The sequence below is a fragment of the Actinomyces sp. HMSC075C01 genome, from assembly GCF_001812965.1.
Classification (GTDB): Bacteria; Actinomycetota; Actinomycetes; order Actinomycetales; family Actinomycetaceae; genus Actinomyces; species Actinomyces acetigenes.
Genome location: NZ_KV811037.1, coordinates 29,092 through 41,794, shown reverse-complemented (window position 1 = coordinate 41,794; position 12,703 = coordinate 29,092). Strand labels below are relative to the sequence as shown.

At 72.5% G+C, this 12,703-nt stretch carries 10 protein-coding genes; 6 read left to right on the top strand and 4 right to left on the bottom strand.

Annotated features, from left to right (window positions below; translation table 11 throughout):
• Positions 1-327: 327 nt before the first annotated feature.
• The 3 genes from dhaM to dhaK form a co-directional block, all read right to left on the bottom strand.
• Positions 328-753 (bottom strand): dihydroxyacetone kinase phosphoryl donor subunit DhaM, encoded by a 426-nt coding sequence (gene dhaM, locus HMPREF2883_RS12485; protein WP_070662935.1) that lies wholly within the window; start codon positions 751-753, stop codon positions 328-330.
• Entirely contained in the window at positions 750-1,409 is a 660-nt protein-coding gene (dhaL, locus tag HMPREF2883_RS12480; RefSeq protein WP_070662934.1) for a dihydroxyacetone kinase subunit DhaL, read from the bottom strand. Before dhaL ends, dhaM begins: the two co-directional genes overlap by 4 nt.
• 67 nt (positions 1,410-1,476) lie before the next feature.
• The gene (dhaK, locus tag HMPREF2883_RS12475) at positions 1,477-2,502 is read right to left on the bottom strand and encodes a dihydroxyacetone kinase subunit DhaK (RefSeq protein ID WP_070662933.1); all 1,026 of its coding nucleotides are present in this window, start codon (positions 2,500-2,502) and stop codon (positions 1,477-1,479) included.
• On the opposite strand from dhaK, the gene HMPREF2883_RS14905 reads away from it, so the two are divergent.
• The 4 genes from HMPREF2883_RS14905 to HMPREF2883_RS12460 all read left to right on the top strand — a co-directional run bounded on the left by HMPREF2883_RS14905 (position 2,501) and on the right by HMPREF2883_RS12460 (position 7,194).
• Entirely contained in the window at positions 2,501-2,722 is a 222-nt protein-coding gene (locus HMPREF2883_RS14905; protein ID WP_141759124.1) for a hypothetical protein, read from the top strand. The genes dhaK and HMPREF2883_RS14905 overlap by 2 nt on opposite strands.
• 85 nt (positions 2,723-2,807) lie before the next feature.
• Positions 2,808-5,012, top strand: coding sequence for a hypothetical protein (locus HMPREF2883_RS15665; protein WP_256277480.1), 2,205 nt, complete (start codon positions 2,808-2,810; stop codon positions 5,010-5,012).
• A gap of 105 nt (positions 5,013-5,117) precedes the next feature.
• The gene (locus tag HMPREF2883_RS12465; RefSeq protein ID WP_070662932.1) at positions 5,118-5,621 is read left to right on the top strand and encodes a nodulation protein NfeD; all 504 of its coding nucleotides are present in this window, start codon (positions 5,118-5,120) and stop codon (positions 5,619-5,621) included.
• A 103-nt stretch (positions 5,622-5,724) separates the two neighbouring features.
• A complete protein-coding gene (locus HMPREF2883_RS12460; RefSeq protein WP_070662931.1) occupies positions 5,725-7,194 on the top strand; it encodes a flotillin family protein in 1,470 nt (489 codons plus the stop codon).
• 193 nt (positions 7,195-7,387) lie between these two features.
• Here the strand turns inward: HMPREF2883_RS12460 and HMPREF2883_RS12455 are convergent, their stop codons facing one another.
• Positions 7,388-8,770, bottom strand: coding sequence for an MFS transporter (locus HMPREF2883_RS12455; protein WP_070662930.1), 1,383 nt, complete (start codon positions 8,768-8,770; stop codon positions 7,388-7,390).
• Positions 8,771-8,980: 210 nt separating this feature from the next.
• On the opposite strand from HMPREF2883_RS12455, the gene tkt reads away from it, so the two are divergent.
• Together tkt and radA are read left to right on the top strand one after the other, a co-directional pair.
• Positions 8,981-11,071, top strand: a complete 2,091-nt coding sequence (tkt, locus tag HMPREF2883_RS12450) for a transketolase (protein ID WP_070662929.1) — start codon at positions 8,981-8,983, stop codon at positions 11,069-11,071.
• 133 nt (positions 11,072-11,204) lie between these two features.
• Positions 11,205-12,623 carry a DNA repair protein RadA gene (radA, locus tag HMPREF2883_RS12445; RefSeq protein ID WP_070662928.1) on the top strand — a complete coding sequence of 473 codons (1,419 nt, stop codon included), beginning with the start codon at positions 11,205-11,207 and terminating at the stop codon, positions 12,621-12,623.
• Positions 12,624-12,703 lie beyond the last annotated feature (80 nt).

Here is a 12,703-nt window from a genome sequence, read left to right as displayed (position 1 = left end):
GCCCGCACCGAGCCGGCTCCGCCCCGCTCCTGCCTCGAGCCGGCCTACTCCACGAGGGTCGGGATCCACTGACCACAGGTTGTGCGTACTACACGAAGACCCCACCTACCCGAAGTACCCCCAACCCTCCTCCAGTAGCACCCCACCCTCGTGCATTGCGCCCAAACGACGCCAGCAGCCACCCGAGCAACTACGAGCAGCCGGGCCGGCCCCACCAGAGAAGCGAGCAGTGGCTCCCGCACACGGTCGGCCCACCCCACCGGCGTCTTGAGATGTCATGACATCCGAGACTCTCAGAAGTCATGAGACAACACAGTCAGAGGCACGTCAGAAGGCGGCCACCTGGGAGCGCTTGGCCTCGGCGGCGCCGTCGGCCTCAGTGGCCACGGCCTGAAGATCCTTACCGATCCCGGCGGCGCCGTAGGCGCCGAGCAGCCCCTCGATGAAGGGCGCTGCCGACAGGCGCGTCCGCTCCGCCAGGGCCGGATCGAGCATCTCCAGGGCCATCTCGGCGCTCATGATCCCGCTGCCCAGGTCGGCCAGGACCAGGACGCCCTCACAGCGCTCGGTCAGGCGCTCCACTGCCTCGACGACGGCCCCGGGGTCGGTGCCCAGCCCGCCGTCGGCAAGGCCCGCAGCCGTCTCGACCGGCACGTCGACGGCCACGATGAGCCGGCGCGCCAGGTCTTCGGCGGCCTCGGCCAGGGCACGGGAGTGGGAGACCAGGACGATGCCAACACTCACCGGACTCACGACGCCCTCCCGGCCACGACGTCGTCGAGGGCCGTCAGCAGCAGGACGGTGGAGGCAGCACCGGGGTCGATGTGCCCCACCGAGCGCTCCCCCAGGTAGGAGGCCCGCCCCTTGGTGGCCACCATGGGCTTGGTGGCCTCGCGTCCCTCGGCTGCGGCCCGCGCGGCGGCCGCGACACCGGCGGCGAGGTCGCCGGGATGGGCGCGCAGGGCCTCCAGGGCCGGGCTCCAGGCGTCGAGCATGGTCTTCTCCCCCGTGGTGGCGCGCCCCCGCGCGGCGATACCGCCGACCCCTGCCTCCAGGGCGCCCGCGAGCGCCTGGGCGTCGAGCGCCTCCAGGCCGACGACGGCGCCCCCGGCACGCAGGAAGAAGGTGCCGTACAGGGGCCCGGAGGCGCCCCCGACGGTGGAGACCAGGGTGGTGCCGACCTTCTTGAGCAGGGCGTCGGCACTGGCGAAGCTACCGGCCTGCACCGCCTCGGCGGCAGCGGCCAGGCCGCGCTTCATGTTGGTGCCGTGGTCGGCGTCACCGATGGCGGCGTCCAGCTCGGTGAGCTCCTCGGCGTGCTCGGCGATGAGCGCCGCGCTGTGGCGCACCCAGGTCGCCAGGTCCGCCACGCTCAGCGAGTGGCTCAGGGCTCCCGCGTCTGCGGTCATGTCGCTTCTCCTTCAGTCTTCTTGGGGTGCCCGCACGCGATCCGGGCACCCCGATTGTGCCAGGTCCTCACGCGCCCCAGCGCAGGCCGGGCGTGTTGACCGGGGCGTCCCACAGGCTCAGCAGCTCGGCGTCGGCGCGCACCAGGGTCAGGGAGCAGCCGGCCATGTCGAGGCTGGTGATGTAGTTGCCCACGAGGTTGCGGGCCACGGTGATCCCGGCGCCCTGGAGGAGGCGGGCGATCTCGCCGTACATGAGGTAGAGCTCGAGCAGCGGGGTGGCGCCCATGCCGTTGACCATGGCGATGACGCCCTCGTCGGCGCCGGCACCCTCCAGCTCGGTAAGCGCGGTGAGCTCAGCCAGGACGGGGGTGACGAGGCGCTCGGCGATCTCGGCGGCGGGGGCGATCTTCTCGCGGTGGCGTCCGGGCTCGCCGTGGATGCCGATGCCGATCTCCATCTCGTCGTCGGGCAGGTCGAAGGAGGGCTTGCCGTTGGCCGGGACGGTGCAGGAGGTCAGGGCCATGCCCATGGACCTGCCGGAGGCGTTGACGCGCGCGGCGATACCGGCGACCTCGTCCAGCGGGCGCCCCTGCTCGGCGGCGGCGCCTGCGATCTTCTCCACCATGACGGTCACGCCCACGCCGCGGCGTCCGGCGGTGTAGAGGGAGTCCTCGACGGCGACGTCGTCGTTGGTGACGACGCTGGCCACCTGGATGCCGGACTCGGCCTCGACGATCTCGGCGGCCATCTCGAAGTTCATGACGTCGCCGGTGTAGTTCTTGACGATGTGCAGCACTCCGGCTCCACGGTCGACGGCGCCGGTGGCGGCCACCATCTGGTCGGGGACCGGGGAGGTGAAGATCTCTCCGGCGCAGGCGGCGTCGAGCATGCCAGTGCCCACGAAGCCGCCGTGGAGGGGCTCGTGCCCGCTGCCTCCCCCGGAGATGATGGCGACCTTGCCCTGCTCCTTGGGCCGGCGGCGGTAGACGATGTGCTGGTCGAGGTCGATGTCGAGCTCGTGGGGGTGGGCCGCGGCCATGCCCCGCAGGGCGTCCGTGACCACGTTGTCAACGGCGTTGATGAGTTTCTTCATGGCGCTGACGCTACCGCGCCACGGGCCCGCATGGGGCGCCTCAGGCGCCGAGGACCTCGCCCCGTGCACATCGGTGCAGCCCAGGGTGGTCACGCAGGAGCGAATGCGCGCCCCAGCGCCCGGGGCGGGCATCTCCCGGAGACGGGGCCTGCCGATGCACCGTCCCGTCGGCACCGCCTCCCACCTTCCTCAACGTGAGCGCGGCCACCACCTGGCCTGAGCGTCACCCGCAGAGATTCTGGGGACTATCTGGGGAGGTCCTTTTTTCGCGGCACCACTGAGTCGATTACGGGCAGGATAGGGGTATGGATCTGTCCGTCGTCGCCGTCTTGGCCACTATCGCAGCCGGTGTCTCCGTCCTGGTCGCCGTTGCCGCCGTCTTCGCCGCCCGGCGCTCGACGGCGCATGCGGACCTGGCCCTTAAGGAGGCCTCACGGATCTCCCGGGCGAGCATCTCGCGGATCAACGAGGTCCAGTCCGAGGCCAGCTCGGCCCGTCTGGCGGCACGTCACGCCGCCGAGCGGCTGCGCTCGATGACCAAGGAGCGCACGACCCCCGACAGCGTCGCCGCCTACCGGGTCTTCCTGCGCGAGGTCGTTGAGGACTCCAAGCACCTGCTGGGCCCCGAGGGCACCGGGACGATGAAGAACGAGGCGCTGGACCGCCTGCGGGTGGGGGCCCTGGTGGGCGGCTCGGACGAGGTGCTGCGCGCCATGCGCAACTTCGCCCTCCTGCGCACCCAGCGGCCCGAGGCCCCGTGGCCCAGCGCCTACGCCATGGCCTACGCGCGCCTGGAGTCGGACCTGGTCACCGCGATCCGCAACGACCTGGGCTCCTCCGAGGAGTCCTTGACCGCCGACCAGATCTGGGGCGCCGTCAACGCCCGCTGCGTCGACCCCGCCTTCCGGCTGGCCCTGCTCAGCCCCCTGGAGGACGTGCTGCGCAACGCCGGCCAGGACCCGACCCACTACGACCTCGACCACATCGTCAAGTTCGCCGACTACCCGAGTCCCGTCTCCCCCGCCGGGGCCAGTGGGGCCGCTGGAGCCGTGCCCGCTGCGGGCGGTCCCGGCGCCTCCGGCTCAGAGCCCCGGCGGCGCTCGCGGCGGGCGCGCAGCCGGTTGGAACGGAAGGCCTTGGCGGTGCCTTCCGGGCAGGCTACCACTGCCCTGTCCGACGCCGATGTCGTGTGGCCGCCGCTTACCCCCGGGCGCCGGGGCGGGCGCGCAGCGGCGGGCCCCATGGCTGTTCCCGAGCCGGCCCGGCCGGCGGCGCCAGCAGTAGCCGCGACGACGACGGCCACCGTCCCCTCGCACACGCCGGTGCCCGAGCCATCCTCGTCGGCCGCCGCCCTGGGCGAGCGGCCCGGCGGCGCACAACCGTCGGACACGGCGGCTGCCGCGCTCCCTGGGGAGCTGCAGCCTGACGCGCCCTCGGGGCCGTCCACCGCCTCACTGGCCGAGGCCCTGTCACAGACCGCCAGCGCCCAGCCGGCACCGCCCCGGGAGATCTCGGCACGTGAGGGCCAGTCCCAGCAGTCCCCGGCGGGCCCGACGAGTCACCGGGCGCCCCAGGCGAGCAGGGGAGTCTTCGAGGATCCGACCCCCAGCCGCATCTCCCGGCGTCGACGCGCCCAGGCCGCCCTGACCGGTTCATCCATGCAGGCGGCCGCGGCTCCCGATGCGGTGACGGTCTCGGGGACAGTGACGGCATCGCCCCTGTCCGCCTCCATGGTTCCGACCTCGGGTGCATCGACGGCCTCGGCCAACACCGTGGAGACCGAACCGGTCCTCGCCTCGATCCCCTCCGAGACGCCGGCCGGGCGCCACGCCACCGAGGCGCCCGCGTCACTGGTCGCAGCGGCTGCGTCCACCAGCGCTGCACCGACCAGGCCCCAGCCGACCCAGCCGCACCCCGAGCACACCCTCGCCCAGGCGGGCCTGCCGCCCGCACGCCAGGACGTGTCACCGGTGAGGGCCGCGGCGGTGTCCGTGCAGACCGTCGCGGTGGCCACAGGCCCCCAGCCGTCCCCGGTTGTGCCCGCCACTGCGGGCCCGGCCACGGCCGCAGGCCTGACGGGGGCGTCCGGCTACGGACTTCTCCCGCCTCAGGGCGCGCCCCAGGCACCCGCGGAAGCGCCGGGAGACGCCGGCCGCCCCGTACCCGACGCGTCCGGCCCGCCCATCCTCACTGCGTCCCAGCATGCTGACCAGTCCTCCGCAGTGGCTGCCGCCGAAGCCGTGCCCGCCGACGCCGTCGGAGCTCACCGGGCGGCAGCGGTCATGGCTAGCAGCACTGACAGCGCTGACAGCGCCGCCGGTACTGTCAGTACTGCGCGCACAGCCGCCCCGGCCGACTCTGATCAAGAGGTCGATCCGGCCATGCAGGAGACCATGACCATTCCCACCAACCCCTCTGCTGCGACGGCCATCCCGACGGCGACGTCCTGGTCCTCGACTGCGCCGCCCCTGCAGGACTCCGGTCGGCTGCCACAAGCCCGCGGCGCCTGAGTCCAACCGGATTGTTCTTCCCACCCAAACACGGCTTCACCTCCCGGCCCGCGTGGCAGAATCCAGGTGTCGCAGGCCGAGGGGCCTGCGCGGAAGGGAGCTGGTGTGGGCATCTTCGCCTGGTGCGCGATCATCGGCTGCACCGTCCTGGTGTCCGGCATCCTGCTCGACGGACTGCTGGACGCCTTCCTCCCCGATGGGCTCGTGCCGATCCTCGCGCTGCCGGTGGCCGTGTTCGGCGCCATCGGCATGGGGGTGACGGCGGCGACGGGCTCGACCGCCACACAGGTGCCGGCGGCGGTGCTGTGGGGCGTTCCCGCCGCGGCGGCCGTCGCGTCCGGCGCGCTCATGCGCTGGCTGTGGAACCGGCTCCGGCGCTCCATGCCGTTGGACACGGCTCCGCCCACCGCCGCGGAGCTGGTCGGTGAAAAGGTCACCGTCCTATGGTGGAAGGACGGCAGCGGCGAGGTTCGTGCCATCACGCGCGGCAACCAGCTCACCTTGCCGGCGCGCTCCGAGCAGCCGCTGCACTCGGGGCAGAGCGCCTGGGTGCTCGACGCCGTCGACTCCACCCTGGACATCGCCCCCTGGGAGCAGATCAGCAGCTGAGCCCACCAGGGGCCGCTGACGGACCGCACGCCCCGCCCGTTGCTCGCGCCGCCTGCCCGCCGTCCTCCTTCATCCCATCTCCCCGCACAGAAAGGAACCCCGCATGGACGTATCAGTCATCGGCCTGATCGTCGTCGCCGTCATCATCGTACTGGCGGCGGTCGCCTACCTGTTCAGCCGCATCGTCGTCGTCCCCTCCAACCTCACCGGCCTGATCTCCGGGTCGAACCGGGGCACGGTCAAGATCATCCACCCCGGTGGGCGCGACTTCGTCCTGCCGGTCATCCAGTCCATCCAGTACCTGCCCTTCACCCAGACCACGATCGGTTTCAAGGTCACCGCCGAGGACGAGAACAAGATCAACGTCAACGTCGCCGCCGTGGCCGCCGTCAAGGTGGGCGACTCCGACGAGCAGGTGCGCGCCGCGGCCAAGCGCTTCCTGGGCAAGCCCAACACGGACCAGGCCATCGCCGACTCCGCCCGCGAGGCGCTCATCGGCTCCCTGCGCTCGATCATCGGCCACATGACGGTCACCGACCTCATCTCCGACCGCGACGCCCTTCAGCGCAACGTCTTCGACGACGCCAAGAGCATCATGGCCAACATGGGGCTGGAGATCGACATGCTCCAGGTCTCCGAGATCACCGACGCCGGCGGCTACATCGAGTCCCTGGGCGTGCCCGAGCAGCAGCGCGTCGAGAAGGACGCCCGCATCGCGCGGGCCAACGCCGAACGCGAGGCCCGCGACGCCGAGGTCACCTCCCGCCAGCAGATCGCCGAGCGCGAGCGCGACCTGTCGCTGCGTCAGGCCCAGCTCAAGGCCGAGACGGACAAGGCCCAGGCCGACGCCGACTCCGCCGGCCCGATCGCCCGCGCCGCCAAGGAGCGCGAGATCGCCATCATCGGGCAGGAGGCGGCCGAGGCCAAGGCCGCCCTGACCGAGCGTGAGCTGGACTCCACGGTGCGCAAGCCCGCCGACGCCGCCCGCTACCAGCGCGAGCAGGAGGCTCAGGCCTCCAAGACCGAGGCGCTGCTGCGGGCCCAGGCCGACGCCGAACGCACCCGTCTGGACGCCGAGGCCCAGGCCCAGGCCACCGTGGCCCGCGCCGAGGCCGAGGCCAAGGCGACCGCCGCTCGGGCCCGCGCCGAGGCCGAGGCCATCGCGGCCCGAGGCCAGGCCGAGGCCGACACGGTCCGCGCCGCCGGTGAGGCCGAGGCCAAGGCCATGAGCGACAAGGCGGACGCCCTGGCCAAGTACGGCGAGGCCGCCACCCGCCAGATGCTGCTGGACAAGGCCCCCGAGATCGCCAGGGCCCTGAGCGAGCCGCTGGCCAGCGTGCGCGACCTGTCGATCATCTCCACCGAGGGCGCCTCCGCCCTGCCCAAGGCGGTGGCCAACAACGTCGAGCAGCTCGACCTCATCCTGCGCAGCCTCGTGGGCACCGGACTGACCGACATGGTGGGCGGCCGCCTGCCGGGCTCGGACGCCCCCGCCGACGACGCTGACCACGCCGACCGCCACAGCCGTGACGGCGGTACCCCGGTCGACGTCGTCGAGCAGCCGGCGCACTGACGCTGAAGCGCCACAGACCGAGAGGGCACCCACGTGGCCGGGTGCGGGACGTCTCCACCGCCCGCACCCGGCCACGTAGCACTCCCCCGTTGCTCAGAGTCGGCAGCAGACAGGTCACCAGCACCGGCACGTGCGGCGGCGGGCTCGCCCGCCTCGGCCCGCGGCCGCTGACGGCCTTGAAGCGCCGGGGCGCTCAGATGTCCTCGAGGGTCTCCCCCTTGGTCTCACGGGCCAGCAGGTAGACCAGGCCCCCCAGGACCAGCATGGCCGCAAAGAAGAGGAAGGCCGGGAAGACGGCCGCCAGCGGGTGCGCCAGCTCCTGGAGGCTGCCGGAGCCGATCATCGCCCCCATGAGCAGGGGCCCGAGGATCTTGGCGCTCGCACCGATGCCGTAGCCCAGGCCCAGCCCCGTACCCCGGGCGTCGTTGGGGAACTGCTCGCCGCCGAAGGCGTTGAGGATCCCGAAGGCGCCGTCGCCGAAGCCCATCGTGATGCAGATGCCGGTGAAGAAGACGACCCACAAGGTCTCCCAGTGGGCGGAGAAGGCCACGATGACCGCCCCGAGCGCCCCGAGGATCCCGAAGGAGAACAACGTCCAGCGCCGCCCGATCCGGTCGGCGAGCCAGGCCGAGGCCAGGCGCCCGAGCAGATCCACCAGGGAGACCCCCATGAAGAGCGTCCCCACGGCGTCGGCGCCGATGTCGGTGAAGCCGACCTCCAGGAGCGTCTGCCCCCAGGACTGCACGGTGAAGGAGCCCAGGATGAAGCAGAAGGAGCCGGCCGAGACGATGAGCAGGGCCCGCAGGTGCTCGCGCAGCAGCTCTCGGTAGGCGACGCGCGGCCCGGTCCGCACCGGCGGCAGGGCTCCGACGGCGTCGGGACTCATCTCCAGGGCCCAGGCGATGGACTCGCGGGCCTCGCGCTCGCGGGCCTGGGATAGCAGGAAGCGGGGCGACTCCGGGACGATCCGGATCCAGGCCAGCAGGAGGATCGGGACGACCCCCAGCGCGATGAGACCGCGCCAGCTGTCATGCAGGACCCGCTGCGCCAGGGAGCCCAGGAAGAGCCCCAGCGGGATGAACACCGAGCCCAGCCCGGCCAGCAGGCCCCGCTGCCTGGTGGGCACGAACTCCTGGACGTAGGGGATGGAGACGATGTTGAGGCCCCCGACGCCCACACCGACCAGCACCCGCAGGAGGGCCAGCATCATCCACCAGCCGGTGGGGGTGAACACCGAGGCCAGGGTGAAGACGGTGAACAGCAGGACGCACCAGAAGAAGGTGCGTCGTCGGCCCATTCGGTCGGCGGCCCGGCCCCACAGGACCGAGCCGAGCACCGTCCCGAGCCCGGAGCAAGCCAGGATGACACCGGTCTCGAATCCGCCCAGGCTCCACTCCCTCTGGAGCTGGACGACGGCGAAGCCGATGAGGAACATGTCGAAGAACTCAGAGACGTTGGCGACAATCGCCAGAGCGATGATGCTTCGCTGATGGCCCGTCAGGGGCCGGGAGTCGATCTGCTCCAAAGCGCTGCCGTGCTCCACCGACGGCGCCACGCGTCCTCTTGCTGTGCCCATATGCGACCCAATCTACGGGCAAGGACGGCCGCGTCGGGGACAGGCCCCGAGTGTGAGAGACACACGCGCTCACGCCTGTACTTGCCCGCCCCCACGGAAGCGGGAAGGATCACCCTTGACGCCCGCCCATGGATGCACCGCGATGCACCACCGTCACGGCGCCCGTGGCCACGGGCAAGACGCACCCTCATGCACAAGGAGTCCTCCGTTATGAGCGCTGAGCCGCTGCTCACCGACCTCGACCGTCAGACCATCGCGGTGTCCAAGGCCCTGGCCGCCGACGCCGTGGAGAAGGCGGGGTCGGGGCACCCCGGTACGCCGATCTCCCTGGCGGGAGTGGCGTGGCTGCTCTACCAGCGTGAGATGGTCCACGACCCGGCGGATCCGGGCTGGCTGGGACGCGACCGGTTCGTCCTGTCCATCGGGCACGCCTCGCTGATGCAGTACATCCAGCTGTTCCTGGCCGGCTACGACATCGACCTGGAGGGCTTCACGGCCTTCCGCACCCCGGCCGGCCTGCCGGGTCACCCCGAGTTCGGTGAGGTTGCCGGGGTGGAGACCACCACGGGCCCGCTGGGGGCGGGTTTCGCCAACGCGGTGGGCCTGGCGATGGCGGCGCGCCGCGAGCACGGGCTGCTCGACGCCGGCACCGCGCTGGGTGAGTCGGTCTTCGACCACTTCGTCTACACGGTCCTGGGCGACGGCTGCATGCAGGAGGGCGTGACCTCGGAGGCCGCCTCCCTGGCCGGCACCCAGCAGCTGGGCAACCTCATCGCCATCTACGACGACAACGACATCTCCATCGAGGGCAACACGGACATCGCCTTCACCGAGGACGTCTCGGCCCGCTTCGAGGCCTACGGCTGGCAGGTGCTCGACGTCGACTGGCGCACCGGCCCCGACGGCTACGCGGAGGACCTCCAGGCGCTGCACGAGGCCATCGTGGCGGCCCGCGCCGAGAGCGCGCGCCCGTCGCTGATCCGCCTGCACACGGTCATCGCCTGGCCCTGCCCGACCAAGCAGGGCCAGGCCTCCTCCCACGGCTCCAAGCTCGGGGCCGAGGAGATCGCCGGGCTCAAGCGGGCCCTGGGCCTGGACCCCGAGCAGAGCTTCATCCTTCCCCAGGACGTCGTCTCCCACGCCCGCACGCGGGCCGCCGACAACGCCCGGGCCGCCCGAGCGGGCTGGGAGGAGCGCTTCGCGACCTGGCAGCGGGCCAACCCCGCCGGCGCCGCGCTGCTGGAGCGTCTTGAGGCCCACCGCCTGCCCGAGGGCCTTGAGGAGGCCCTGCCGACCTGGGAGGTGGGTGAGTCCCTGGCCACCCGTGCGGCGTCGGGCAAGGTGCTCTCCGCCCTGGCCGGCGTGGTGCCCGAGCTGTGGGGCGGGTCGGCGGACCTGGCCGGCTCGAACAACACGACCATGGCCGGCGAGCCCTCCTTCCTGCCCGCCGCTCTGGCGCAGTCCGAGGGCGATGGGCCCTTCGGGCGCACCCTCCACTTCGGTGTGCGCGAGCACGCCATGGGCTCGATCCTCAACGGGATCGCCCTGGACGGGCTCACCCGCCCCTACGGGGGCACCTTCATGGTGTTCTCCGACTACATGCGCCCGGCCGTGCGCCTGGCGGCGCTCATGGGGATCGGTCCGGTCTTCGTGTGGTCCCACGACTCCATCGGGGTCGGTGAGGACGGCCCCACCCACCAGCCGATCGAGCACCTGGCGGCGCTGCGCGCGATCCCCGGCCTGGCTGTGGTGCGCCCCGGGGACGCCAACGAGACCGCCGCGGCCTGGGAGGAGATCCTGCGCCGTCACGATGAGCCGGCCGGCATCGCCCTGTCGCGTCAGAACCTCACCGTGAGCGCCTCCGCCGAGGCCGCCGCCGAGGGCGTGCGCCGCGGCGCCTACGTCCTGGCCGAGGCCACCGACGCCGATGGGCGCCAGACGGCCCCCGAGGTCGTCCTGATCGCCACCGGCTCCGAGGTCGGGGTGGCCGTGGCCGCCCGGGACATCCTTCAGGAGGAGGGCACCCCCACCAGGGTGGTCTCCGCCCCCTGCCTGGAGTGGTTCGCCCAGCAGGACGCCGCCTACCAGGACCAGGTGCTGCCGGCCGGCACCGCCAGGGTCGCCATCGAGGCGGGCATCGCCCTGGGCTGGCGCGAGATCGTTGGCGACGCCGGTGAGATCGTCTCCATCGACCACTACGGTTCCTCCGCCCCCGGCACCGCCCTGTTCAAGGAGTACGGCTTCACTGGGGACAACGTCGCCGAGCGGGCTCGCCAGGCGCTGGCCCGCACCCGCGGCTGACGCCCAGCGGCCTCACCGCCACCGAGCCGGGCATTTTTCGCGTAGCCCTACGGTATTTCTGTAGGGCTACGCGAAAAATGCCCGGCTCGACGTGTGGGGAATAGATGTCGGTGGACCCCGATACTCTCCGGTCATGCCCGCATCGAAGAATCCCAAGGCCCCCAAGGTCTCCTACTGCTGCACCGAGTGCGGCTGGTCCAGCCCCAAGTGGATGGGCCAGTGCCGCGAGTGCCGCGAGTGGGGAACCCTGGAGGAGACTCAGGTCTCCGGCTCCCCGGGCGGGGGTACCGGTGGCGCCCTGAGCGCCGGCGCCGTGCGGCCGACGGTGGCCGCCCGCCCCATCGGGGAGGTCAGCGCCACGGAGGCCCGGGCCCGCCCCACCGGGGTGGGCGAGCTGGACCGGGTTCTGGGCGGCGGGATCGTGCCGGGCGCCGTCGTGCTGCTGGCCGGCGAGCCCGGGGTCGGCAAGTCCACGCTGCTGCTCGACGTCGCCGCGAAGGCAGCCGCCGTGGCGCGCGAGCGCGGGGACGGGCCGGTCCTCTACGTCACCGGGGAGGAGTCGGCCTCGCAGGTGCGGCTGCGGGCCGAGCGCATCGACGCCCTGGATCCCGGGCTGCTCCTGGCCGCGGAGACCGAGCTGGGGGCCCTGCTGGGGCACGTGGAGGCGGCCGGTCCCTCCCTGCTGGTGGTGGACTCGGTCCAGACCATCGCCTCGGCGCAGGTCGAGGGCAGTGTCGGGGGCGTCACCCAGGTGCGGGCCGTGGCCGGCGCACTCATCGCGGTGGCCAAGGAGCGCAACATCCCGGTGCTGCTCGTGGGTCACGTCACCAAGGACGGCGGGATCGCCGGGCCCCGGGTCCTGGAGCACCTGGTTGACGTCGTCACCCAGTTCGAGGGGGACCGCCACGCCCGCCTGCGGCTGCTGCGGGCCGTCAAGAACCGCTACGGCCCCACCGATGAGGTCGGCTGCTTCGACCTGGGTGAGCGGGGCATCGTGGGGCTGGCGGACCCCTCGGGCCTGTTCCTGTCCGCCGCCCGCTCCGAGGTTCCGGGCACCTGCGCCACCGTGACCCTGGAGGGGCGCCGCCCCATGCCGGTGGAGATCCAGGCGCTCGTGGCCCCCACCAACGCCGGCTCCCCGCGGCGCACCACCTCCGGGGTGGACCACTCGCGCACGGCCATGGCGCTGGCCGTCCTCAGTGCCCGGCTGCGGGTGGATACCTCCAGCGCGGACGTCTACGTCTCCACCGTGGGCGGGGCGCGCGCCGTCGAGCCGGCCACGGACCTGGCCGTAGCCATCTCCGTGGTCTCGGCCGCGCGCAACCTGCCCACGCCCGCCGGCTTGGTGGCCTTCGGCGAGGTGGGGCTCACCGGTGAGGTGCGGGCCACCGTCGGCATCCAGCGGCGCCTGGCGGAGGCCTCGCGTCTCGGCTTCGACCGGGCGATCGTGCCGCTGGCGGGCTCGGCCGAGCTGCGCGAGGTCGCCGGGATGCAGGTGCTGCCGGTGGCGCACGTGGGTGAGGCCATGGGGGCGGCGCTCCCGCGCGGCTGACAGGACAGCACGCCAACATGGGCAGCACGGCCAACGCAGGCAATGCAGACGAACCCCGGGGTGAGGGGCGGACAGGGTGC